24 protein-coding genes and 2 riboswitches are annotated in these 22,688 nt (G+C 47.5%); of the genes, 21 read left to right on the forward strand and 3 right to left on the reverse strand.

The window, feature by feature from the left end; translation table 11 throughout:
• Nucleotides 1–6 precede the first annotated feature (6 nt).
• Nucleotides 7–164, forward strand: a riboswitch (cyclic di-AMP (ydaO/yuaA leader).
• A gap of 127 nt (nucleotides 165–291) precedes the next feature.
• From PaeBR_RS13465 to murB, 7 genes are all read left to right on the forward strand, one after another.
• Nucleotides 292–2,109 carry an APC family permease gene (locus tag PaeBR_RS13465; RefSeq protein WP_410511095.1) on the forward strand — a complete coding sequence of 606 codons (1,818 nt, stop codon included), beginning with the start codon at nucleotides 292–294 and terminating at the stop codon, nucleotides 2,107–2,109.
• Between the two features lie 162 nt (nucleotides 2,110–2,271).
• Nucleotides 2,272–3,297, forward strand: a complete 1,026-nt coding sequence (locus PaeBR_RS13470) for an iron-hydroxamate ABC transporter substrate-binding protein (protein WP_410511096.1) — start codon at nucleotides 2,272–2,274, stop codon at nucleotides 3,295–3,297.
• 176 nt (nucleotides 3,298–3,473) lie between these two features.
• Entirely contained in the window at nucleotides 3,474–4,538 is a 1,065-nt protein-coding gene (locus tag PaeBR_RS13475; protein ID WP_410511097.1) for a FecCD family ABC transporter permease, read from the forward strand.
• On the forward strand, nucleotides 4,535–5,569 hold the full coding sequence (locus PaeBR_RS13480; protein WP_410511098.1) for a FecCD family ABC transporter permease: 1,035 nt from the start codon (nucleotides 4,535–4,537) through the stop codon (nucleotides 5,567–5,569). Before PaeBR_RS13475 ends, PaeBR_RS13480 begins: the two co-directional genes overlap by 4 nt.
• A gap of 26 nt (nucleotides 5,570–5,595) precedes the next feature.
• The gene (locus tag PaeBR_RS13485; RefSeq protein WP_410511099.1) at nucleotides 5,596–6,402 is read left to right on the forward strand and encodes an ABC transporter ATP-binding protein; all 807 of its coding nucleotides are present in this window, start codon (nucleotides 5,596–5,598) and stop codon (nucleotides 6,400–6,402) included.
• Nucleotides 6,403–6,450: 48 nt separating this feature from the next.
• A complete protein-coding gene (locus PaeBR_RS13490) occupies nucleotides 6,451–7,260 on the forward strand; it encodes a (2Fe-2S)-binding protein (RefSeq protein WP_410511100.1) in 810 nt (269 codons plus the stop codon).
• 140 nt (nucleotides 7,261–7,400) lie between these two features.
• Entirely contained in the window at nucleotides 7,401–8,315 is a 915-nt protein-coding gene (gene murB / locus PaeBR_RS13495; protein ID WP_410511101.1) for a UDP-N-acetylmuramate dehydrogenase, read from the forward strand.
• Nucleotides 8,316–8,367: 52 nt separating this feature from the next.
• Here the strand turns inward: murB and PaeBR_RS13500 are convergent, their stop codons facing one another.
• Nucleotides 8,368–8,706: a hypothetical protein gene (locus PaeBR_RS13500; RefSeq protein ID WP_410511102.1), complete on the reverse strand. Its 339-nt coding sequence runs from the start codon at nucleotides 8,704–8,706 to the stop codon at nucleotides 8,368–8,370.
• A 324-nt stretch (nucleotides 8,707–9,030) separates the two neighbouring features.
• A riboswitch (PreQ1 riboswitch) is annotated at nucleotides 9,031–9,074 on the forward strand.
• 199 nt (nucleotides 9,075–9,273) lie between these two features.
• Here PaeBR_RS13500 and queF point away from each other — a divergent pair.
• The 8 genes from queF to PaeBR_RS13540 all read left to right on the forward strand — a co-directional run bounded on the left by queF (nucleotide 9,274) and on the right by PaeBR_RS13540 (nucleotide 15,378).
• A complete protein-coding gene (queF, locus tag PaeBR_RS13505; protein WP_410511103.1) occupies nucleotides 9,274–9,774 on the forward strand; it encodes a preQ(1) synthase in 501 nt (166 codons plus the stop codon).
• A 32-nt stretch (nucleotides 9,775–9,806) separates the two neighbouring features.
• Nucleotides 9,807–10,469 carry a 7-cyano-7-deazaguanine synthase QueC gene (gene queC, locus PaeBR_RS13510; protein ID WP_410511104.1) on the forward strand — a complete coding sequence of 221 codons (663 nt, stop codon included), beginning with the start codon at nucleotides 9,807–9,809 and terminating at the stop codon, nucleotides 10,467–10,469.
• Complete coding sequence (locus PaeBR_RS13515) at nucleotides 10,469–10,951, forward strand: 6-pyruvoyl trahydropterin synthase family protein (RefSeq protein WP_410511105.1); 483 nt, start codon at nucleotides 10,469–10,471, stop codon at nucleotides 10,949–10,951. The genes queC and PaeBR_RS13515 overlap by 1 nt, the downstream gene beginning before the upstream one ends.
• Nucleotides 10,944–11,666, forward strand: coding sequence for a 7-carboxy-7-deazaguanine synthase QueE (queE, locus tag PaeBR_RS13520; protein ID WP_410511106.1), 723 nt, complete (start codon nucleotides 10,944–10,946; stop codon nucleotides 11,664–11,666). The genes PaeBR_RS13515 and queE overlap by 8 nt, the downstream gene beginning before the upstream one ends.
• Nucleotides 11,667–11,823: 157 nt before the next feature.
• Nucleotides 11,824–12,342 carry a sigma-70 family RNA polymerase sigma factor gene (locus tag PaeBR_RS13525; RefSeq protein ID WP_410511107.1) on the forward strand — a complete coding sequence of 173 codons (519 nt, stop codon included), beginning with the start codon at nucleotides 11,824–11,826 and terminating at the stop codon, nucleotides 12,340–12,342.
• A gap of 32 nt (nucleotides 12,343–12,374) precedes the next feature.
• Nucleotides 12,375–13,508 carry a hypothetical protein gene (locus PaeBR_RS13530; protein WP_410511108.1) on the forward strand — a complete coding sequence of 378 codons (1,134 nt, stop codon included), beginning with the start codon at nucleotides 12,375–12,377 and terminating at the stop codon, nucleotides 13,506–13,508.
• Nucleotides 13,505–14,497 carry an ABC transporter ATP-binding protein gene (locus tag PaeBR_RS13535; protein WP_410511109.1) on the forward strand — a complete coding sequence of 331 codons (993 nt, stop codon included), beginning with the start codon at nucleotides 13,505–13,507 and terminating at the stop codon, nucleotides 14,495–14,497. Before PaeBR_RS13530 ends, PaeBR_RS13535 begins: the two co-directional genes overlap by 4 nt.
• The gene (locus PaeBR_RS13540) at nucleotides 14,494–15,378 is read left to right on the forward strand and encodes an ABC transporter permease subunit (protein WP_410511110.1); all 885 of its coding nucleotides are present in this window, start codon (nucleotides 14,494–14,496) and stop codon (nucleotides 15,376–15,378) included. The genes PaeBR_RS13535 and PaeBR_RS13540 overlap by 4 nt, the downstream gene beginning before the upstream one ends.
• A gap of 93 nt (nucleotides 15,379–15,471) precedes the next feature.
• Here PaeBR_RS13540 and PaeBR_RS13545 read toward each other — a convergent pair whose 3' ends face one another.
• On the reverse strand, nucleotides 15,472–15,798 hold the full coding sequence (locus PaeBR_RS13545) for a winged helix-turn-helix transcriptional regulator (protein WP_410511111.1): 327 nt from the start codon (nucleotides 15,796–15,798) through the stop codon (nucleotides 15,472–15,474).
• Nucleotides 15,799–15,998: 200 nt separating this feature from the next.
• On the opposite strand from PaeBR_RS13545, the gene PaeBR_RS13550 reads away from it, so the two are divergent.
• From PaeBR_RS13550 to PaeBR_RS13570, 5 genes are all read left to right on the forward strand, one after another.
• A complete protein-coding gene (locus PaeBR_RS13550; RefSeq protein WP_410511112.1) occupies nucleotides 15,999–16,784 on the forward strand; it encodes a GTP cyclohydrolase II in 786 nt (261 codons plus the stop codon).
• Nucleotides 16,785–16,895: 111 nt separating this feature from the next.
• Nucleotides 16,896–17,948 carry an ATP-binding cassette domain-containing protein gene (locus PaeBR_RS13555; protein WP_410511113.1) on the forward strand — a complete coding sequence of 351 codons (1,053 nt, stop codon included), beginning with the start codon at nucleotides 16,896–16,898 and terminating at the stop codon, nucleotides 17,946–17,948.
• Complete coding sequence (locus tag PaeBR_RS13560) at nucleotides 17,941–18,768, forward strand: ABC transporter permease (RefSeq protein WP_410511114.1); 828 nt, start codon at nucleotides 17,941–17,943, stop codon at nucleotides 18,766–18,768. The genes PaeBR_RS13555 and PaeBR_RS13560 overlap by 8 nt, the downstream gene beginning before the upstream one ends.
• 4 nt (nucleotides 18,769–18,772) lie before the next feature.
• Complete coding sequence (locus tag PaeBR_RS13565; protein WP_410515180.1) at nucleotides 18,773–19,561, forward strand: ABC transporter permease; 789 nt, start codon at nucleotides 18,773–18,775, stop codon at nucleotides 19,559–19,561.
• Nucleotides 19,562–19,699: 138 nt separating this feature from the next.
• Nucleotides 19,700–20,668, forward strand: coding sequence for an ROK family protein (locus PaeBR_RS13570; RefSeq protein WP_410511115.1), 969 nt, complete (start codon nucleotides 19,700–19,702; stop codon nucleotides 20,666–20,668).
• A 275-nt stretch (nucleotides 20,669–20,943) separates the two neighbouring features.
• Here the strand turns inward: PaeBR_RS13570 and PaeBR_RS13575 are convergent, their stop codons facing one another.
• Nucleotides 20,944–21,582, reverse strand: coding sequence for a LysE family translocator (locus PaeBR_RS13575; RefSeq protein WP_410511116.1), 639 nt, complete (start codon nucleotides 21,580–21,582; stop codon nucleotides 20,944–20,946).
• 262 nt (nucleotides 21,583–21,844) lie between these two features.
• Between PaeBR_RS13575 and PaeBR_RS13580 the strand changes: the two genes are divergently transcribed.
• Nucleotides 21,845–22,609 (forward strand): IclR family transcriptional regulator, encoded by a 765-nt coding sequence (locus PaeBR_RS13580; RefSeq protein WP_410515181.1) that lies wholly within the window; start codon nucleotides 21,845–21,847, stop codon nucleotides 22,607–22,609.
• Nucleotides 22,610–22,688 lie beyond the last annotated feature (79 nt).

Raw genomic sequence — 22,688 nt, forward strand, 5'->3', positions numbered from 1 at the left:
TGAGAAGTTGAATATGCGCTGAATTTTCCGTAGGAAAAACGGGGGAACCAAACTTGACCCTAAGGGTCAAAAGGGGTGAATCGGCACCGGGATCATACCGGGTCCGTAGGGCTTCCACAGTCCGAATCCGCCAGCTAACCTCGTAAGCAAAAGTGGGATAATGACCATGCCATAAGCATGCGGATCATGTCCGTATGCTTATTTTTGTGCCTGCATTTTTGAAAATCCACTATTGAAAACGGCGCGCGGAATTTCCGTTTCAACTCACCAAAGAGAGGAACTGTTCTAATAATGGTTAGCAAAGTAAAAAGACTTTTGATCGGACGTCCCATGAAGTCGAACGAACTCGATCATGAAAAGTTATCCAAGGTGAAAGCACTCGCGGTTCTGTCTTCAGACGCGCTTTCGTCTGTGGCCTACGGAACGGAACAAATTCTGATCGTGCTGGTGGCTGCCGGCTTCACGGCCATTTGGTACTCTTTGCCGATTGCAATCGCTGTATTGGGTTTGCTGGCCATTCTTATTTTATCTTATCGCCAGACGATCTATGCTTATCCGCAAGGTGGAGGAGCTTATATCGTAGCAAAGAAGAATCTGGGTATTCCCACAGGTTTGCTGGCTGGTGGTTCCTTGCTGGTGGATTACATCCTGACCGTAGCAGTTAGTGCTTCGGCTGGAACGGATGCGATAACGTCTGCTTTTCCAAGTCTTCATAATTATACAGTGCTGATTGCAATCACAGTAATTATTATTTTAACTATACTTAATCTTCGCGGTGTTACAGAGTCGGCCTCATTCATTGCGATACCGGTATATCTGTTTGTCGTATCCATCTTTGTCCTCATCATCGCCGGAGTTATCAAATATGCTACGGGCGGTGTGCATGCCAATATCCCTGAATTCGGCGCTGTAGTATCTAACGTCAGTTTGTTTCTTTTACTTAAGGCGTTTAGTTCCGGTTGCTCGGCACTGACAGGTGTAGAAGCTGTGTCAAACGCCATTCCCAATTTCAAAGCTCCAGCGGAGAGAAATGCCGCAAAGACCCTGGTATTAATGGGGGTGATCCTCGGGAGTATGTTTACCGGAATTACGCTCCTCGCTTACTGGTACGGGATTATGCCTGATGAAAAAGCAACGGTCATCTCTCAGATTGCTGAATCTACTTTTGGGCGCGGAGGTCTGTATTACTTCATTCAAGGGATTACGGCGGTCATCTTGTTCCTGGCTGCGAATACGGCCTACTCTGCATTCCCGCTGCTCGCTTGCATGCTGGCCAAAGACAAATATATGCCGCATGCATTTATGGTCCGCGGCGACCGCCTAGGATTTTCTAACGGGATTATTTTTCTCGGCGTGATGTCGGCATTGCTTGTAGCTGCTTTTCACGGGAATACAGAGGGTCTGATTCCGCTCTACGCAGTCGGCGTATTTATTCCATTCACGCTGTCACAGCTTGGGATGATGGTCCGCTGGTACCGATTGAGACCGAAAGGCTGGCAAAGCAAGTTTGCTGTAAATACAGTGGGGATGCTGACCACCCTGACCATTACCCTGATTTTTGTTATCACCAAGTTCTCCAGTGTATGGATGGCGTTCATTTTCCTGCCGCTTGTAATGTTCGTATTCTTCCGTATTTATCAACATTATATGAACACTGCGGATCAGCTTCGTATCCAGATGGATATTGAGAAGCCGGTGATCAAAGGCAGTACGGTTGTCGTTCCGGTGTCCGGTGTGACGCGTGCCGTTCTCCATTCTTTAAGCTACGCGAAATCACTTACTGACAATGTAGTTGCCGTCTATGTCGGTTTTGATGAAGAGGAAATTCAGAAAATGGAGCACAAATGGGAAGAATGGAATCCCGGCGTTCGTCTGATTGTGCTGCGTTCGAGGTACCGCAGTATTATGCGGCCATTGGTTAAATTCATTGATACAGTTGAATGGAAGACTGCTGCCACGGATCATATTACAATTCTGATTCCCCAGTTTATTACGAAGCATTGGTGGCAGGCAATTCTGCATAATCAGACCAGCATATTAATTCGCACTTATTTAATGAATCAAAAGGATATCGTTGTTGCAACGGTTCCTTATCACTTGCACAAATAATTGCTTAAATATTAGCAGCGGATGTTCCTGAAAATTAGGAATTTCCGCTGTTTTTTATTTTTATGTTGACATAGATAATGAGAATCAATATCATTTAAAGAGACAAGGCGGGGATCATACTTCCTTCGACCTTCACAGCAAGTACATACAGGAGGGGTAAAAATGTTTTCGTTGAACAAAAAGAGATGGGGAAGCATGAGATTTGCACTAATAGGATTAATGGTGATGATGGTGTTCTTATCCGCTTGCGGAAATAACAACACCGGAAACTCAGCAAATACTGGAGCAGAAGCCACAGGGCAGCCTACCGCCGAAGCAACAGCCGAACCGGAACAAACGACAGCACCTGCAGTGGAGAAGACTGTAACAGACGGCATGGGGCATAAGGTTACGGTGCCGGCCAACCCGCAGCGTGTACTTGCATCTTATGTTGAAGATCCTGTAGTTTCGCTGGGAGTGACACCGGTGGCGCAATGGTCGGTACCAAACGGTATTCAGGACTACCTGTCGGATAAGCTCAAAGAAGTTCCTACAATCAGCTACGATCTTCCACTGGAAGCCGTAATAAGCTTTGCACCTGATTTTATCATTGTCGGGTCCGAAGCGGATGTTCAGAATGGAAAGTATGATCAACTGAACAAGATTGCACCGACCTATGTAATTGGCGACGAAATATACAAGGATTGGCGCAAAACCCTCCTAAAAGTTGGAGAGCTTCTGAACAAAACTGCAGAGGCGGAGCAAGCGATACAAGACTACGATCAAAAAGCGGTTGATGCAAAAGAAAAAATCACCGGCGCTATTGGACAAGAGTCCGCTGCTATCCTTTGGCTGGTGCAAAAAAACTTCTACATCGTGGATGAAACCCGCAGTAGCGGAGCCGTGCTGTATAACGATCTGGGAATAACTCTTCCGAACCTGGTGACTGAAATCCCTGCAGAAAAGAGAGCAACATGGAACCCGATTTCCCTGGAGAAACTGTCTGAACTGACTGCCGATCATATTTTCCTTGTGAACAGTGATAAGGCAGAGGGCTCGGATATCATCAACAGCGCGATCTGGAAGGGTATCCCTGCGGTCAAAGCCGGTAATGTCTATGAGTTAAGTTCTACCAGCAGTTGGCTATACAGCGGTGCGACCGCCGGCTCTAAGACTATAGACGATGTATTGAAGTTCCTTGTGAAATAGGGAAACTATAATGCGATGGATAAGATCTTGAGTATTCGGTGTAGGAGAAATGTGCAGATCCAGTATCCTAGGATACAAGGCCTGCACATTTTTCTTTTAAGCAAGAGATTGTACATAACAGATATATTTGCAATAATGAGAATGATTGTTGTTATCAACTATGAAGGAGACGACCCATGCTTTTATCTTCTCACTCCAATCAGAAAAATACGGAATCTGCTGAGCGGGGGCAGCTTGCTTCTCGTCCTGCAGCAGCCCTTAGCATCATCATATTTGGACTTGCGGCCATTGCTTTCGGTATGGCGTTATCCATCACAGTGGGGGCGGCTGATATTGATCTGGCCACCGTATGGGCAGCGGTATTTCACTTTAATCCGGATCTGCAGCAGCATCAGGTAATACAAGAGCTTCGTATTCCGCGTTCACTCGCGGGTGTTATGGTCGGAGCAAGCTTCTCTGTAGCCGGTGCGATGATGCAGGGGATGACCCGCAACCCGCTTGCGGATTCAGGTTTGCTAGGCTTAAATGCCGGTGCTGGAGCAGCTTTGGCGTTGGCCTTTGCCTTTGCGCCTGCGATTTCTTTTACGTATATTATGTTATTCTGCTTTATTGGTGCTGCGGTTGCAGCCACTATAGTATTCGGAATCGGCTCTTTATCCTATAACGGTCTGACCCCGCTTCGCCTGACTTTGGCCGGTGCGGCAGTAAGCTCTCTGCTGGTTGCACTAAGTCAGGGTATTGCTATTCTGTTTCACCTCTCACAGGACTTGGCTTTTTGGTTCGCAGGAGGTGTTGCAGGGACAAGCTGGGCTCAGCTCAAGATTATGACTCCTTTTGTGGCAGTAGCGCTGATTGCTGCGATGATGCTGTCACGCTCCATTACATTGCTCAGTTTGGGCAGTGAGGTGGCAGCCGGTTTGGGGCAGCGAACAAGGCTGGTTCAAACGGCGGGGATTATCATCGTCGTTGTGCTTGCTGGGTCGGCCGTTTCCACTGTAGGCCCTGTAGCTTTTGTCGGCCTGGTGATTCCTCATCTTACCCGTTATTTGGTGGGTGTCGATTACCGCTGGGTCATACCATGCTCAGCCGTACTTGGAGCTCTGCTGATCCTCTTCGCAGACATTGCTGCAAGAGTCATCAATCCTCCCTTCGAAACGCCTCTTGGAGCACTGATAGCCTTGATCGGGGTTCCGTTCTTTATCTATTTGGCGCGTAAAGAACGGAGGGCACCACAATCATGAGTAACTCAACCTTATCTCTTGATGAACGACGGCGCCGAACACGTGGAATAACGGTTATTCTTTTGCTTGCTGCTTTAATTGTTATGGTATTTGTCATCAGTATGAATACGGGATTCATACGTCTTTCTCCACAGGATGTTATTCGCACTCTACTGGGTGATGGTACTCAGCAGCAAAAGCTCATTCTCTTCGACTTCAGGCTGCCACGAATCGTAATTTCAATACTCGTCGGAGCGGGTTTTGCAGTCTCCGGCTGTATTTTGCAAAGCGTGGCCCGCAATCCGCTCGCAGAACCGGCCACGCTCGGTATTAGTGCAGGTGCTGGATTTGCTGTGATCCTGTTTATATCGTTTTTTCCAGCAACAACCTCAGCGCCTATACTTGTCCTTCCGGTGCTGGCTCTGGCGGGAGCCGCATTAACGGCAGCCCTGATCTATTTCCTTGCTTATCGGCGGGCAGACGGTTTATCTCCCACACGGTTAATTTTAATCGGGATTGCCGTTGCTGCAGGAATTAACGCCTGCCAAATTGTGTTTGCACTGCGTCTCAATCCGCAGAATTATCAATTTGTCGCCACCTGGATCGCGGGCAAAATCTGGGGCGGGGATTGGCGGTTTGTTCTTGCGCTGCTGCCATGGATAGTAATCCTGCTGCCCTTTGCCTTTTTCAAGGCAAGAGTCTTAAATGTGCTGAACCTGGGAGATCAGACCTCCACGGGTCTTGGTGCGGCGGTGAACAAGGAACGGATGCTCCTTTTGGCCACAGCGGTTGCCCTGGCGGGGTCTTGTGTGGCTGTCAGCGGGGGAATCGGCTTTGTCGGGCTTATTGCGCCTCACCTGGCAAGAAGGCTGGTCGGCCCAAGACATCAGATTCTATTGCCTGCTTCTGCTTTAACCGGCGGGCTGCTGCTCCTGACGGCAGATACGATTGGACGATGGGTCTTGCAGCCCGCGGAAATTCCAACCGGTGTTGTAGTAGCCATAATAGGAGCACCGTACTTTTTGTATCTTCTTGCGAAATCAAAGGCTTAAATATAGATATGAGGGAGAGAGAACTAATGCCGGAACGTTTGCATGCAGAGCAGCTGAGTATCGGGTACGCGGAAGCTATGATCGTGGACAGCCTGAACCTGACGCTCCCTACCGGGAAAATAACGGCTCTGGTCGGGGCGAATGGTTCCGGGAAATCAACCATTCTTAAGACCATGGCAAGGATCATGAAGCCAAAGAGCGGCAGTGTGATGCTGGACGGCAAATCGATTCACACCTTACCAACCAAAGAGGTGGCCCGCCAGCTGGCTATTTTGCCGCAAAATCCGACCGCACCCGATGGATTGACGGTTACTGAGCTGGTAAGCTACGGCCGTTATCCGCACCAAAAGGGCTTCGGAACATTAACAACGGAGGACCGCCGGATTATTACTGCTGCTATTGCAGTGACCGGCATGGAGAGTTTCAGTGATCGTCCTATCGACCGTCTCTCGGGAGGTCAACGGCAGCGGGCCTGGATTGCCATGGCATTGGCACAGCAAACCGACATCCTCTTTCTGGATGAGCCGACCACGTTCCTGGATATGGCCCATCAGCTGGAGGTGCTGCAGCTGCTCCAAAAGCTGAACGAGCTTGAAGGAAGGACCATCATTATGGTAGTTCATGACCTGAACCATGCTTCGCGCTATGCACAGCATATGGTTGCGATAAAGTCAGGAAAGGTGATTAGTGAAGGCCCGCCTGTCGAAGTAATGACAACGAATGTGCTGCGCGAGGTCTTCGGGATTGAAGCGGATATTATGGCGGACCCGCGTACAGGTGTGCCGCTCTGTATGCCTTATGGACTGGCAGCTAATAAAGGATCTGTGGGATAAACTGAACGAGGCTGCACTGAGCCGGCTAATGACAGGGAGGAATAAGAAATGCATGATCACTTGATTAACGAGCTAAGAGCCAGATTCGATCTTCAGCTATCTTACCCGGAAGGTGCGAAACATTCATTTTTAGCAGCGGAACTGGTGAAGGAAGAGAATATGCGGGAATTTATAGACTGCTACAGCCCGTTGATGAAAGCCCTGGACGACACAGCCGCAGCTGCCTATTTCGCTAACTGGTTTTCGAATGTGGCACTGGCGCTGCAGTATTCCATTTCGGCTTTTGATACGGTGCCGGATCTTAGGCTGGCTAATCTTGTTATACATCTTATTCCAGACGGCGGATACTGCCGGGTCATGTATTCGTTACAGCAATGGAAGACGTTTGATACAGCTGCGAGCGGTTTGGAGCGGGGGAAGTGGCGATATAACACTCTTGCGGACTTTTACCAGAATACCGCTTCGCCACTTATACAATGCCTGTCTGCGGTCAGTGGTTTGAATACTGGTCAAATATGGGGGCAGCTGCCGACGAAATTCAATTACTATCTTGAGAATCTGACTGCGGAAATGAACAACAGCACCACCGTAAAAATCCTTCAAGAGGATTATATATGCCTGAAAAATGAACTGTCCCCTGAAATCTTCGGCTTGTCCAAAAATCCGTTCCGGGTAAATGTACTCCTAATTGAAGATATAGCCGATCCGAAACGCACGGTACAGATGCGAAATCGTTGCTGTCTGTTTTACCGGACAGAAGGTAGAAGATACTGTTACACCTGTCCGCGTCTTAAGGAAGTGGAAAGAGCTGCTCGCAGAGATGATTACAGAGAGAAGGCAGTCATTAAGAGTAACTAGGTCCGCAACAGGTTCCCGTCATTGACAAGGGAGCCTGTTCGTTGTTAAAGTTGTGGGTGCAAACCAATTCAATCCCATCCATTCAGGATATTCAGGCAGTTACTAATGCCATCATTTATAAAGAGTAAGGAGCCTGAAATATGAACATCAACAAAGTTCTTGAGGATCTACAGAAGCTCGTAATGGCCGGAGTCTTAAAGAGCCACGAGTCCTTAAAAGACCATGTGTATACGAAGATGGGCGGGCAGGCCGATATTTTGGCAATCCCCACCACCTATGAGGAGATTCAAAGTGTCGTTACATATGCGCATCAACACAATGTACCCCTTACTGTTCTCGGAAATGGTTCAAATGTAATTATCCGGGACGGAGGGGTGCGCGGAATCGTTCTGCAAACCTCCGGTTTAACCGAAATGGGCTTGAGAGAAGACGGTCTTTTATACGCCCAGTGCGGCGCCGAAATCATCGAAGTCTCACGCTTTGCGCTTAAGAAGGAGCTGACCGGCCTTGAATTTGCCTGTGGAATACCCGGTACGGTAGGCGGAGCACTTTATATGAACGCCGGCGCCTATGGCGGAGAAATCGCCCAGGTGCTGCACAGCGCGGTTGTTTTGAAAAAGGATGGGCAATTAATTACGCTATTAGGAAATGAGCTGCAGTGGGGCTATAGAAAAAGTATATTTGCAAGCGGAGAGTTTATCGTTCTGGAGGCGCACTTTACCTTGAAGTCCGGAGCTTATGCGGAGATCAAGTCCTCGATGGATGAACTGACAGAGCTTCGGGAATCGAAGCAGCCTCTGGAGTACCCTTCCTGTGGAAGTGTCTTTAAACGGCCTCCCGGGCGGTTTGCGGGGCAGCTCATCCAAGAAAGCGGCCTGCAGGGTACCCGAATCGGCGGGGCGGAAGTGTCGAGAAAGCATGCCGGATTTATCGTAAACGCAGACCATGCAACGGCTACTGACTACATCAGACTTATTCATCATGTCCGCAACACGGTAAAAGATAAATTCGGCATTGAACTGGAGACCGAAGTGGAAATCATCGGAGAAGAATAATTCATGAAAGAGAGGCTTCGGGGCAGCACCCTGAGGCCTCTCTTTATTGTGTTTATTCCTCCAGAGAAAAGATATACTTCGCACGATCCGTAAGGGCTTGAAACCTTTTGTCATCCGAGGGACTGAATCTAAGACCACTGACCGCGATCTCATAGCTGTTCTGCGGCAGGGGTACCGATTCACCTGATTTGTTCAGGGTATTTCCGCTGCCCCTCAGAATCAGCGCATGATCCAGGTAATCGTCAATCGTATCCTCGCCGCTTCTGAAATCCAGGCTCTCCAGCTTGAAGTGTACAATGTCCAGATCAGCAAGCTCATGCTTCTCGATGACAATGGTTTGATTTACATGTGAGTTAAGCCAATCTGACAGTATTTCTACACTCTGTTCCATGAAAGATCCCATCCTTTAGGAGATTATAAAGTTTAAGTTACCCCTTTTCCTGCAAATGAATCCATCTGATCCCAAGGAATGTGTATATAATGATTCATAACATTAATGATTAATGTTATGAATATATGACGGCTGCTGTATCAACGTATGAACTTAGGCCGGAAGCGTATGAGGAAGGCGGTCCGGTGACGGGCATGGCTGCCGCGCTCGGGTTGCTGTGTTCACTGGTTCTGGACCACATATAATACTTGTCTTTGGACCCTCTATCGTGGTATAGTACTAGACGCACATTAAGTATAAAGAAGATATCTGCGGCATTCCTGCGCAGGAGAGGTTCGCAAACTCCCTCTATAAAAAACTAAGACCGCTGGAGTATATAAGCAGCACTTTAATACAAAATAGCTGGAAAAGTCTTGGCGCAGCCGAAACTTCATTTCCTTATATGCAGCGTTATAACGGCCCCTTTTGTATAGGTGATGCCGTTCTTCTTAGTAGAGCCGGTTTTCGAAATCTCGTTCTTCTTTCCCATACGGTAAATACCGAAGGAAAAGAGAGGGGTTTTTTGTCATGTCAGAAGGAAGATTGAAAGAGGAAATGCAAGAGGTCACGCTCCTGGGGAACCAGGGCACTGCGTATAAATTCAGTTATGACCCGAAAATCCTGGAGGTGTTTGACAACAAGCATCCGGGACGCGATTATTTCGTTAAGTTCAACTGTCCGGAGTTTACAAGTCTATGTCCGGTAACGGGACAGCCTGATTTTGCAACTTTATATATTTCGTACATTCCGGAGCAAAAGATGGTGGAGTCGAAATCTCTGAAGCTATATCTGTTCAGCTTCCGTAATCACGGTGATTTCCATGAGGATTGTGTCAACATTATAATGAACGATCTTATAGCCCTTATGGGTCCGCGGTACATCGAAGTGTGGGGCAAGTTCACTCCGCGTGGAGGCATTTCCATTGATCCTTACTGCAACTGGGGCCGTCCGGGAACCAAATATGAGACCATGGCAGAACATCGTCTGCTAAATCATGATTTGTATCCCGAAAAGGTAGATAACCGTTAATGGATATTGCTAAGGAGAAGGAGATTCATACAATGAACAAAAAAGCACTTGTCGTGTTCAGCGGCGGGCAGGACAGTACGACCTGTCTGATCTGGGCTTTGCAGAATTTCGATGAAGTACAAGTGGTGACCTTCAATTACAATCAGCGTCATGCCGCCGAGATTGAGGTTGCGACTGAAATTGCCCGTCATTTTAATGTGAAACAGCATATATTGGATCTTGGATTGCTTAATCAACTGGCGCCCAATGCATTGACACGCAGTGATATTGAAATTGCTGCCGGAGAGGGCGATGAGCTGCCTACAACGTTCGTGGATGGCCGTAACCTGCTATTTTTGTCTTTTGCCGCAATTATGGCGAAGCAGTTCTCCTATCATCATATCGTAACCGGCGTATGCCAGACTGATTTCAGCGGATATCCCGATTGCCGGGATGTATTCGTGAAGTCACTCAATGTCACCTTGAACCTGTCCATGGATTATGAATTTGTAATTCATACCCCATTGATGTGGCTTGATAAAAAAGAAACGTGGCAGATGGCCGATCAATTAGGTTATTTTGACTATGTCCGTGAGCACACATTGACTTGCTATAACGGAATTAAAGGCAGCGGCTGTGGAACCTGTCCGGCTTGTCAACTGCGCAGCAGAGGGCTTGAACAATATGAGGCCGAAAGAAAGAAGGTCGGCTCCTAATGCTTAACGAGGTTTCAGTATGTAAAATCTTTACGTTCGACGCGGCACATCAGCTCATCGGGCATAAGGGAAAATGCAGTAACCTGCACGGACATACCTATAAGCTTGAGGTTGTGCTAAAAGGCCGTCCCTCAACGGTAGAGGGTCACTCTGATGAAGGATTCGTTATCGATTTCAGTGATATGAAAACCACGATTAAGCAATCATTGATCGACCGGCTGGATCACTCTTTTCTGGCCATGGGCAACGAGCCCGTCCTGGAAACACTGATGAACACGGGTTCAAAGGTAGCTCATTTATCATTTCGTACGACAGTAGAGAACATGTCCAGTTATATCGCGTATAAACTGAAACAAGCAGATCTTCCGTTGTATTCGGTAAAGCTGTGGGAGACGCCTACCGCCTGGGCGGAAGTACTGGCTGAGGATATACCGGAAGAAGGTCCGGCTTACCGCCTGTATGGGGGCTGCGATTGTGAGTAAAATACCGGTGATTGAAATGTTTGGGCCGACCATTCAGGGTGAGGGTGCGGTCATTGGGGTCAAAACCATGTTCGTACGCACGTACGGCTGTGATTACCGCTGCAGCTGGTGTGATTCAGCTTTTACCTGGGACGGCTCAGCCAAGGATAAGGTCCGTATGCTGGAAGCTGACGATATTATAAGGGAACTTACGGAACTTGCGGCAGATAACTTCAACTGTGTGACCCTATCCGGTGGAAATCCTGCCCTGATTGGTGATGGCATGATGGAGCTTATTGTTAAGCTTCAAGAACGCGGCATAAAGGTAGCAATTGAGACGCAGGGCAGCAAGTGGCAGGACTGGCTCAGCAGGGTGGATATGCTAACCATCAGTCCCAAGCCACCTAGTTCCGGTATGAGTACAGATTGGACAGTGCTGGAAACAATTATGAACAGAATGAAGGACACCATCGTATCCTCGTACAGCTTGAAGATCGTCGTCTTTAATGATGAGGATTATGAGTATGCACGGATTGTTCATAAAAGGTATCCGGAGGTGCCATTTTTCCTTCAGCCTGGCAATGATAATGTAACCGAGGAAGGGGATATTTCAGCCCGACTGCTGGGACGTTTGGAATGGCTGTTTAACAAGGTCATTGCTGATCCAGGCATGAATAACGCACATGTGCTGCCGCAGCTGCATGCGCTGATTTGGTACAATAAAAGAGGTAAATAGGAAGATTAACGGAAATAGTTAGGCAGTTCCTTTTATAAATAGGGACTGTCTTTTTATATTTTCAATCATAGTCATAATTATTTCTGAAACATCTGATACAAAAAAGAGCTTTCGGTCGTCTTACATATAGCTGCAGCAGACAAGGAGGTTTTACAAGGTGGGAATTCCGGAATCCGAAGGTTTTCGAACGATATTTTATGAACATTATCCTATGGTACGGCGCAAGCTGGTGGCTCTGGTTCGGGATGAGACGGCTGCCGATGATTTGGCACAGGATGTGTTCCTCAGGCTGTACCGTAACCCGCCCGATGATCCGGCCGCGCTCGGTGCTTGGCTGCATAGAGTGCTTACCCGGATTGGATATGACTATATGGATAAAAAAGCAAGAGAGCGGAGATTGCAGAGCAAGCAGGAGATGTTCTACGACATGGAGGCATCGCCCCCATCAGGCGAAGAGGTAATGCTGCGCAAGCTGGATCAGGAAGACATACGCGAATGGCTGGATGAGCTGCCCGAAAGAGACAGACAGGCTCTTCTGCTCCGTTATTCCGGCTACAGCTATACGGAGATTGCCGGGGAGCTTGGCGTTCGGCCACCGGTAGTCGGGACTCTGCTTCACCGTGCGACTCAAAGGCTAAGGCAAAATGCAGCCAAGTCGCTTCCGCAGACGGATTAGGATGAACGAGAACTTTTAGGAGGTAAAAACAAATGACTACTAATTCTGCAAATGATGATAACGAACAAAAAAGAACGGATGAAGCTTGGGCGAGGCTGCAGGGTAAGCTCGCAAACGAACCGGTAAGTCTCATCTGGTCGGAATGGGGCAAGAATACGGATCAGGTAAAGACAGAGGATTTGGAAGAAGTGGCCAAAGAATGTGATTCTGCAATTGTTGATCCGCCGACTGGTTCGGTCTCCCTAGTGGAGGTTCAAATTCCTGCGGTCCAAAATAACAAGACGGGGAAACGTTCTTCCCGCCGGAGAATGAGCAGAAGCCGCAAGTGGGCTGCCGCCGCAGCCGGTGTTGCTGTCTTTGCAGCCATTCTCTCCACACCGGTAGGCAATACGGCAATGGCTTCGTTTCTGAATCAGTTCCGGATGCAGAACGTGACAGTCGTTAATGAAGATGACCTTCGCAATATATTCAATGAGGTGACGGAGAACGGAGATATTAATGAGTCTGTTAATAAATTCGGAGCTTTCACCAACACTTCAGGTACATTAAGTGGAGATATGACTTTGGATAAAGTTGCAGATGCCTTAGGGTTCGCTCCACCGGGCTCTGTGGCGGCAGATGCCGGAAACACAGCATTTGTTAATCCCTCGCAGGAAATTACGCTTAGTCTGAATGTAGGCGAGGTCAACAATGCATTGAAACGATTGGGAGCAGAGAAACTGCTGCCGGAATCGATAGACGGCAAGGCCATCACTTTACAAATACCTGAGAGAGTGAATTACAACCTGTCACCAGATAATAACCACTGGTCAAGCTTGATGCAGATGAATACTCCGGTTATCACTGTAGATCCATCCATTAAGGTGGAAGAAGCGCTGGAGACTATAATTAATTTTCCGCTGCTGCCGGATTACCTGAAGTCCAGTCTGAAACAGAGCAGTGTATTATCAGGTGAAATTCCGATGCCCCTAATCGCGGGAGACCATACAGAGCAAATTAGTGTGGGCAGTACAGTTGTTTTAATGGACCGGTATGAAGAGAGTCAGGGTTCAATCTATAACGCGACCTGGGTTCAAAACGGACAATTGTTCCAGTTCTCGGGTGGTAATCTGTACACGAATAAAGAGAAATTCATGGCGAAGCTGCAGGAGCTGATTCAATCATGAATGCTGCTGCAATAGAGGCCAAAGGATTAACCAAAGAATATAACAACGGGCGCGGCTGTCGAGATGTTACAATTACCGTCGGGAAAGGGGAAGCCTTTGGCTTCCTCGGCCCCAACGGTGCCGGCAAAAGCACTTTCGTCAAAATGCTGGTAGGGCTCATTAATCCCACTGGCGGCAGCGCTACATTATTCGGACATCGGATCGGATCGCTGGAAGCCAAATCACAAATCGGCTATTTACCCGAATTGTACCGTTACCAGGAGTGGCTTACCGGAGAAGAAGTAATAAGGCTGCACGCTCGGCTGTGCCGGATGGAACGTTCAGTGGCAGATAAACGAATTCCCGAACTGCTTGAAAAGGTGGGGATCGGTGTACGCGGGCGGGACCGGGTCAAGCATTATTCCAAAGGGATGCAGCAGCGCCTTGGGCTGGCCTGTGCGCTGGTTAATGATCCTGCTATCGTCTTTCTGGACGAGCCGTCTTCGGCGCTCGACCCGATCGGCAGAAAAGAAGTCCGGACGATTCTGGAGAATCTGAAGCAGCAGGGCACAACCATATTTCTTAACTCTCATTTGCTGGAGGATGTGGAGATGCTGTGCGACCGGATGGCACTGCTGAATAACGGTGTTATCCTGCGGCATGGCAAGGTGGATGAGGTACTTAATAAGCGGACAAGCTGGTATTTTAAAATCGGCGGGTTTTCGCCTTTTTTGCTGTCCTGGCTGAATGAAACAAGCGGCCTGGAGATCAGGCTCTCATCTCATTCCATGGAGAAGACTGCTGCAGGGGTTCAGATCCCGCCGTCCCTGGACAGCAGTGTGGTATGGCTGGAGGCAGAACTGGAGAGTGAGGAGCAGGCCGGCTGGTTGAATGCGCTCATCGTGGAGCAGGGGATGACGCTATATGAAGTCTCCCGCAAGAAAGAACGACTGGAGGAGTGGTTTATGAACGCTGTATCCGGACTGAACCATAGAGGTGAACGGGCATGAATATCATCATGAGCATGACATGGAAGGAACTGCTGCGCAAACGGGTGATGCTTCTTACGCTGATTATGACGGTAGTATTTCTAGTTGGTTTCTGGTTTGTTGCCCGTGCCATTGGGGGAGATGCCTCCCTTCAGGGAATGGATCCCAACAGTATTGAGCATCTGATGATCCGTTTCTCCAATGGCGCGATCATATTAACACTCGGCTTTTTCTTTGGGGCGTTCGTGATTGCCTTTCTGGCCATCTTCAGTTCTTTCTCCGCTCTTGCAGGGGAAGCTGAGCAGGGAGTGCTTCAGGCACTGCTTCCCCGTCCGCTTCCGCGCTGGAAATGGTACCTCGGCCGCTGGCTGGGCTATGTGACACTGGGTATTGGTTATGCGCTGCTGCTTTTTATTGCGATATTGTTTATTGCTGAAGCCAATGCCGCCATCCCAAGGGATACAATGGCCTTGGTTAAATCCTTTTTGCTGTTCTCTTCGGTCGTACCGATGCTGATTACGGTCTCTATGCTCGGCTCGGGATTTTTATCGGCTATTGGGAATGGGGTTTTTATGACGATGCTGTATGGAGCAGGCTGGCTTGGCGGGATGATCGACAATCTGAGCTATTCCATGCCTTTAGCGCCGAAAGCAATGAATTCCCTTCAAAATATGACAGGAATTATATCCATGCTCCTGCCTGCTGACGGTTTGCAGCGGAGAATGATGGTTGAGCTGTTCAGTGTTAACGAAATACTCGGTATGAACCCTTTAAACGACAGCCCCTTCGGGATTTCTGATCTAAGTTCTATACCTTCTAATGCTTTCGTTGCCTATGCTGCCCTATATACTGCCGCCGTTTTTCTCATAGGAGTGCTGCGTTTTCAGCGGAAAGATTTGTAGCTGCCTTAATCACAAAGTGTGCAACATAAAGAGCCCTTTTGGATTCCTGTCAAGGAAGCTTAAAAGGGCTTATTTTGTATTTCAGCTCCAGAGTTAACTGTTTACGCCCATCTCAATCCATTCCGTAGACCAATTGCTGATAGCGCCAAGTATGGGGGCCAGTGCGATGCCTTTATCTGTTAGCGAATATTCAATACGTACAGGCATCTCTGGGTAAACTGTCCGCTGAATGATGCCTTCGTTCTCCATTTCCTTTAAACGGTCAGATAACACTTTGCCACTGAGATTGGACAGACAGCTCTCAATTTCACCGAAACGTCGGGGGCCGGGCATTAGAACAAATACGATGAGCGCAACCCAACGCTTGCTTAGCATATCAACCGCTTTTTCAAAGCGTGGACACATTTCAAAATTATTCATAAGGATCACCTCTACGTTCATTATAACACAAACTTACATAAAGTAATTATGAATATTAAAATATACACTATAACTTGACGAACTTATATTACAATGATAAACTAACTTACAAATAGTTACTAAACATTAAAGCTTGTTTAAACATTTCAGCAAAAAAATACTAATCACTTATAAATATGATCCTGAGGAAGGTGTTGTACATGATTAGATCTGATATCATTTCAATCCTGAAAAATAAAATACAAAAAATCACTTTAAATGATAACTCCGCTAACATCCTGGTTGGTCCGATTAATCTGCCGGTTAACCTGGAAGGGGAGACCGTTAATTTTAAATGGTACAGCTGGCTCCACGTAACCGATCAAGAGTTGCTGCAGGATGGAACTGGAGAGTTGACTTCGGCTTTAGTCTCACGCTTGTCCTCCCTTAACCTTGCTGATGGCCAGCAGTCGAGTGCTTTGGTGTACGGTGATTTCGAGGGGTCGGAGGAGGCGCTAATTCGGATGCACAGTATTTGCCACACCGGAGACATCTTCGGCAGCAAACGCTGCGATTGCGGATTCCAGCTTCACCAGTCGATGAAAATGATTGTCGAGAATGGATCAGGTGCGCTGTTCTATCTCGCCAACCATGAAGGAAGAGGTATTGGACTTTTTAGTAAAGCTATGGCTTATATTTTGCAGGAAGAAGGATACGATACAGTAGAAGCTAATCTTGAGCTTGGCTTTTCCGACGATGTTAGAAGCTACAGTGACGCGATCAGTGTACTTCAGCACCTGCGGCGTAAACCCGTAACTCTGATAACAAACAACCCGAAGAAGCTGGAGGCTCTAAAGGCTGCTGGAATGAACGCTGTAAAACGGACTCCGCTGTGGGGCGATGTATCGGTCTTTAATGAGAAATATCTGCGGACCAAGGTGGCTCGTTCAGGCCATTTGGAGGCCATGATGGACACGGATTTTTTTGAAGGAAGACTTGCCAAATAAAAAAAGTAATTCTGACGTTAAGCCAAATGACTGCCGAATATAGTGGTGATTTTGCAGTCCTTACATTATAATGGATTGTTGAACCCTATACTTAGATTAGCGAGGTATATTATGACTGCCATACAAGTGCAGGACTTACGAAAAACATTCAAAGTCCAGAAAAACCGCGAGGGTCTAAAAGGGGCCTTCGCTGATTTGTTTAAACGGGAGTTTCAGGAAGTGACCGCAGTTAAAGACATCTCCTTCAATATCCCCCAAGGTGAGATTTGCGGGTACATCGGGGAGAACGGGGCCGGTAAATCTACGACAATCAAAATGCTGACCGGAATTCTGGTGCCGACCTCAGGCAGTCTGTCCGTTGGAGGCTATGTGCCTTATCTGGAGCGGGAAAAGTTCGTCCGCAATATCGGGGTTGTGTTCGGGCAGCGCAGCCAGCTGTGGTGGGATATCGGTGTTATTGAGTCGTTTCAGCTGCTCCGCAAGGTCTACCGGGTGTCTGAGCAGGATTTCAAAAAACGTCTGGATGAGCTCGTGGAACGGCTGGAGTTGCAGGAGCTGCTCAATCGTCCGGTCCGCAAGTTAAGTCTTGGCCAGCGGATGCGCTGTGAGCTTGTAGCTGCTCTGCTGCATAATCCTTCGATTCTGTTTCTTGATGAACCGACGATCGGCCTGGACATTGTAGTGAAGTCAGAAATTCGCGAGTTTCTAAAAGATATGAACCGGCAGCACGGTACCACCATTTTGCTGACCACGCATGACCTGCAGGATATTGAGGCACTTTGTTCCCGGGTGATTATGCTTGATGATGGAAGCATTATTTATGACGGGGGTCTGGAGGAGCTTAAGCAACGCTGGGGAACCGGACGTGAGGTGCTGTTTCAATTCGGTACCGCTACAAAGCTTCCGCAGCTTGAGCTGTGGACGCAGGGGCTTCCGGTCACATGGTCTGCTGAGAATGATCTTGGCGCCAAGGTATGGATTCCGCTGGAGCTGAATGTATCTGATGTACTGGGACGGGTCGTAGGACAGGCTGATATTACGGATATTAAGATCATTGAGACGAATACGGATGATATCGTACGCAGTATTTACCAGTCAGGCTCTGCGGACAAGCCGGAAGATGCCTTAGCGGTGAAGGATGGGGAAGAGGTTACCCATGTCTAATCCCCAGAATAGTGGCCGGAAATTATTGTTCGGGGCGTATTTAGATTTTATTCGCATCCGTTTTCTGACCATGCTTGCTTACAGGTTGAACTATTATACCGGGATCCTTATTTATTCGCTTAATATTGGCGTTAACTACTTCACCTGGCAGGCGATTTACGGAAATGGGGGTTCCCTCGGCGGCTTCACCGCTTCACAAATGACGACTTATATTGCAGTATCCTGGATGGCTCGGGCCTTTTACTTCAATAATCTCGACAGGGAGATATCCACGGACATTCGTGACGGAAGCATAGCGATTCAATTTATCCGCCCTTATAACTATATATTAGTCAAAATGATGCAAGGGCTCGGTGAGGGAATGTTCCGCTTTATGCTGTTCATGATCCCCGGCATGGCCATTGCAATGCTATTGTTTCCTGTGCAGCTGCCGACCGATCCAACGGCATGGACTGGCTTTCTTGTGATGCTTTTCTTCAGCTTTTTGATTAATTCGCAGATTAACGTGATTACCGGGCTGTCTTCTTTCTTTGTGGAAAATAATGAAGGCATGATGCGTATGAAGCGTGTTATTGTGGATTTGTTCTCCGGATTGATCATACCGATCAGCTTGTTTCCGGGGTGGTTGTCCTCCGTGCTGAAGCTGCTGCCCTTTCAAGCCATTACGTACCTTCCGGGCTCTGTCTTTACAGGACGGGTAGAAGGTGTGGGGATTTGGAATGTGCTGGGGATTCAAGTATTCTGGTTCTTGGCACTGCTGATTCCTATCGTCTGGCTATATCATGCGGCGCGGCAGCGTCTGTTCGTGCAGGGAGGGTGAGGAAATCTTGTATCATTTGGGATTGATCGTAGAATATTTGAAGAATTATATGAAAACCCGGCTGACCTACCGCGCAGACTTTTGGGTAGAGGTCGTGTCGGATCTGCTGTTTCAGGCAACCAATTTTATCTTCATTCTTGTAATCTTCATGCACACGAATAGTCTGGCAGGCTGGAATCAGAGTGAAGTAATCTTTGTCTATGGGTTCTTCATGGTTCCTTTCGGACTGTTCAGCTGTTTTGTGAATATGTGGAATTTCAGTGAGCGTTATATTGTCAAAGGGGAGATGGATCGGATCCTGACCCGTCCCGCTCATAATCTGTTTCAAATCTTTCTGGAAAATATAGATCCGCCGGCTCTATTCGGCTCCTTGATTGGTCTTATTATCATGGCGATCAGCGGTTCACAGCTGGGTCTGCCTTTCGAATGGTGGACCCTTCCGGCGCTGATTATTCTCTCTCTTAGTGCAGTCGGGATTTACGCGGGGATCTATACGGCTCTTACGTCATTATCCTTCTACTCGGATGCTCCAACGGGGATTATACCCCTGATGTATAACATTCAGAACTATGGACGTTATCCGGTTACCATCTACAACCGGGCGATTCAGGTACTGTTAACCTGGATTTTGCCGTTTGCCTTTGTTGGCGTGTATCCGGCAGCTCTGTTCCTGCAGCGTGCAGAGATGAAGAACATCGCGCTGTTGACGCCTGTTATGGGGGCGATTTTTGCGGGACTGGGTCTCATTGCTTGGAATTACGGTGTGAAGCGTTATAAGGGAGCGGGCTCATAGGTCGAAGTTTGGTCAACTTAATACAACAAGAGCAGTCAGGAACAGAATGGTTCCAGGCTGCTTTTTTTTCAATTTCAGCCAATAAAGATCTATCGCTTCGGCCTATATATATTCATAATAAAAGAGGGAGGCGATTCCATGAAACCATACATAATAGGTGTCGATCTGGGTGGAACCAACATTAAAGCGGGAATTTTCGATGAAGATTATAAGGTAATAAAAGCACTCTCTATCCCTACCGAGGCCTCGGCGGGGTCGTCACATGTGCTCCATCGTATCAGGGCAGCTGTCGATCTTCTCACTGAAGGATCGGACGTAACGATGGATTCGATTAAAGGTATGGGAATCGGAATTCCTGGACTATTAGATCCGGTGGAGGGACTCTCTATTTTCTCGCCGAACTTTCCAGACTGGAATCATGTACATATTATTAATGAGATGAAGGACTATTACGACTTTCCTGTTTTTATAGATAATGATGTGAGGGTAAACCTGTACGGAGAGTGGCTGCATGGCGCCGGAAGAGGATACAACAATATTGTATTGATTACGCTAGGCACTGGACTTGGCTCGGGGATCGTGAACGATGGCAAAGTGTTATATGGCACATCCTACAGCGCCGGAGAAATTGGACATATGAATATGTTCAGAAACGGGCGTCCTTGCAAATGTGGAAGCTCCGGCTGCCTGGGCAGATATGTGTCTGCGTTAGGTATGATTAACACCATTAAAGAAAAACTGAACGAAGGAAGAACCAGTATTATTCAGGATTGGGTTAATCGTGAACACGCTAATATAAATGCCTTAATGGTCTCGGAAGCCTATGATCTGGGAGATTCCCTGGCGATAGAGGTGATGCATGAAACAGCCAGCTTGCTCGGATTCGGATTGGCGAATGTTGTGAATATGCTTAATCCTGAGGTGATTATTGTCGGAGGAGGTATGGCAGCGGCGGGGGACAGACTATTGAATACCGTTCGTGAGACTGTGGATCAGCATGCGCTTAAGCTTTCCGGAAGCAAGTGCAGAATTGTACAAGCGGAGCTGGGAAGCCTGGCAGGAACCATCGGCGCAGCGTCATATGCATACAGGAGGATGCTTGGATAGAAATAGAGCTTTGCATATAACGCTATGATGGGGGCTGACTTCTAATGCTTTTAGTATTTGCGACTATTTTGGCATCGGGGTGGCAAATATTGTGCTTATACGGTTCAACCCGGTCAAAAATGCGTTGATATTCAGAGAACCATTTACAAACTGGATGATTGATATTAATCATACAAAGTGGGCTGAAAACAGTGTATTAGTCAGCGTTCGTTATCCAACGTATTTCATTCATTTCGGGACCTTCCTTACTGCTGGACTGCTTGTGGATGCCCTTATTAAGAGCCAGCTCGTGAGGAAAAGAACACTTTAACACCTAAAGCAATAAAAAGTATCCCGGCTATGCGGTTCAGAACCACTGATATACGGGAATTTTGTCTCAGTCTCCGCGTGGTCATATCTGAAAAAAGAACAAGCAGACAGCACCATAGTGTGCTTGTTGCAATGAACGTAATCCCTAGAAGCAGAAAGGGCAATGTGCCATAGCTGTTGCCCGGTGAAATAAATTGAGGCATAAAAGCCAGATAGAAAAGAGCGACCTTGGGATTTAGCAGGTTGGTTAGAAATCCGTTAAGGTAAATCTTTTTCTTCGCTACAGCAGAGGTACCGCCATCCGTCCCCATTTCACTTTCCTTGCTTAATAGAGAACGAATCCCCAGATAAAGAAGGTAGCCTGCGCCGAGCCATTTTACCACTGAAAAAGCAAGTGCAGATTGCGCCAGGATTACAGAGAGCCCCAGTGCTGCGAACACGGTGTGCGCAAAAGTGCCGCTAATGATGCCAAATACGGACAAGAGGCCTGTGCTTCTTCCTTGCGCGATGGTTCTTCCGAGAATGTAGAACGTATCCGTACCGGGTGTCATGTTCAGAATAACCCCCGAAACTAGAAATAAAAAGTAGTGCTCAATCCCAAACATATGCATGTTTCCCCCTTTTTCGCTTCCCTGCGGTAGTCCGACGAGGTGAATTTCATTCATTCTAGCATAAAAGATAGGCTTTTTCCGGCGAGATTTGATACATCATTAAACAGCGATAAATCACCTAAATCTAAATATAATAATTCCGATGAAACTACTAGTTGTTAAAGAATTAGACTCGTGATATTATCGTTGCTAAATAATTGTTATCTAGAATGTTCTCAAGATTGGACAAAAGAGGAGTCGTTGGCAGGTGCAAAAAATGAACGGGACGCAGACGCTAAGCCGTGCGCTGGATATCTTGTTCGCTTTATCCGAAGTAAACGGAACACTGACGGTGAGCGAAATCGCCCAAAAAGTATCCATTCCGGAGAGTACGACTTACCGTTTCCTGCAGACCTTGGAACAGAACGGAATCATCGAGAGGAGGGGGAAGAATCAGATCGGCATGGGCCTGCGCATCTTGGATTTGGCGCGTAGTCTGAATATGCAGTTTCAACGCGACTTACTGCCTCTCGCACTCCCGATCATGGAGGAACTGACGGAAGCCGTGCAGGAAACATCGGTATTGTTCGTTCGCACAGGAAATAATGCCGTGTGCATTCAGAATGTGAAAAGTCACGGCCTGATCCAGTTCTCCATTGATAACGGGCGGATTCTGCCGCTTCACCTAGGGGCGTCTGGAAAATGTATTCTCGCTTTCGAGAGCAGTAAAGTTTCAGAGAGGATTCTGCAATCGATAGGCTATGAGAAGGAAAGAGTTACTCTGGAAAAGGAACTGGAGATTATACGATCGCGGAATTACTGTATTACGAAAGGCGAGGTTGATCCGGATGTTTTTGCGATTGCAGCTCCGATTACCGACGGACATGGCCCCGTCATCGCCAGCTTATCCGTTGCAGGACCAAGTTTCCGCTGTAATCATGAGCATGACAAAGCGATAATTGATGCTGTTTCGAGGGCGGCAGAAGAACTTTCACGTCGTATGGGCAGTGTCATAAAAAATAATTCCGACAAGAATGGTTGAATTTGTATTGACAAATTGTTGTGATAGACAATATTATTAAATTATGAAAATTAATTATCGTTTGATGATAAGTATATGA

Origin of the sequence: Paenibacillus sp. BR2-3 (assembly GCF_046529485.1) — a bacterium.
Taxonomy (GTDB): domain Bacteria; phylum Bacillota; class Bacilli; order Paenibacillales; family Paenibacillaceae; genus Paenibacillus_AQ.

Coding starts and splice junctions, on each gene's coding strand:
- PaeBR_RS13555 (WP_410511113.1), top strand. CDS start 16,896: ATGACTGCCATACAAGTGCAGGACTTACGAAAAACATTCAAAGTCCAG.
- PaeBR_RS13485 (WP_410511099.1), top strand. CDS start 5,596: ATGCCGGAACGTTTGCATGCAGAGCAGCTGAGTATCGGGTACGCGGAA.
- PaeBR_RS13540 (WP_410511110.1), top strand. CDS start 14,494: ATGAATATCATCATGAGCATGACATGGAAGGAACTGCTGCGCAAACGG.
- PaeBR_RS13575 (WP_410511116.1), bottom strand. CDS start 21,582: ATGTTTGGGATTGAGCACTACTTTTTATTTCTAGTTTCGGGGGTTATT.
- PaeBR_RS13515 (WP_410511105.1), top strand. CDS start 10,469: ATGCTTAACGAGGTTTCAGTATGTAAAATCTTTACGTTCGACGCGGCA.
- PaeBR_RS13490 (WP_410511100.1), top strand. CDS start 6,451: ATGCATGATCACTTGATTAACGAGCTAAGAGCCAGATTCGATCTTCAG.
- PaeBR_RS13535 (WP_410511109.1), top strand. CDS start 13,505: ATGAATGCTGCTGCAATAGAGGCCAAAGGATTAACCAAAGAATATAAC.
- PaeBR_RS13560 (WP_410511114.1), top strand. CDS start 17,941: ATGTCTAATCCCCAGAATAGTGGCCGGAAATTATTGTTCGGGGCGTAT.
- PaeBR_RS13530 (WP_410511108.1), top strand. CDS start 12,375: ATGACTACTAATTCTGCAAATGATGATAACGAACAAAAAAGAACGGAT.
- PaeBR_RS13580 (WP_410515181.1), top strand. CDS start 21,845: ATGAACGGGACGCAGACGCTAAGCCGTGCGCTGGATATCTTGTTCGCT.
- queC (WP_410511104.1), top strand. CDS start 9,807: ATGAACAAAAAAGCACTTGTCGTGTTCAGCGGCGGGCAGGACAGTACG.
- PaeBR_RS13465 (WP_410511095.1), top strand. CDS start 292: ATGGTTAGCAAAGTAAAAAGACTTTTGATCGGACGTCCCATGAAGTCG.
- PaeBR_RS13475 (WP_410511097.1), top strand. CDS start 3,474: ATGCTTTTATCTTCTCACTCCAATCAGAAAAATACGGAATCTGCTGAG.
- murB (WP_410511101.1), top strand. CDS start 7,401: ATGAACATCAACAAAGTTCTTGAGGATCTACAGAAGCTCGTAATGGCC.
- queF (WP_410511103.1), top strand. CDS start 9,274: ATGTCAGAAGGAAGATTGAAAGAGGAAATGCAAGAGGTCACGCTCCTG.
- PaeBR_RS13550 (WP_410511112.1), top strand. CDS start 15,999: ATGATTAGATCTGATATCATTTCAATCCTGAAAAATAAAATACAAAAA.
- PaeBR_RS13570 (WP_410511115.1), top strand. CDS start 19,700: ATGAAACCATACATAATAGGTGTCGATCTGGGTGGAACCAACATTAAA.
- PaeBR_RS13470 (WP_410511096.1), top strand. CDS start 2,272: ATGTTTTCGTTGAACAAAAAGAGATGGGGAAGCATGAGATTTGCACTA.
- PaeBR_RS13545 (WP_410511111.1), bottom strand. CDS start 15,798: ATGAATAATTTTGAAATGTGTCCACGCTTTGAAAAAGCGGTTGATATG.
- PaeBR_RS13480 (WP_410511098.1), top strand. CDS start 4,535: ATGAGTAACTCAACCTTATCTCTTGATGAACGACGGCGCCGAACACGT.
- PaeBR_RS13500 (WP_410511102.1), bottom strand. CDS start 8,706: ATGGAACAGAGTGTAGAAATACTGTCAGATTGGCTTAACTCACATGTA.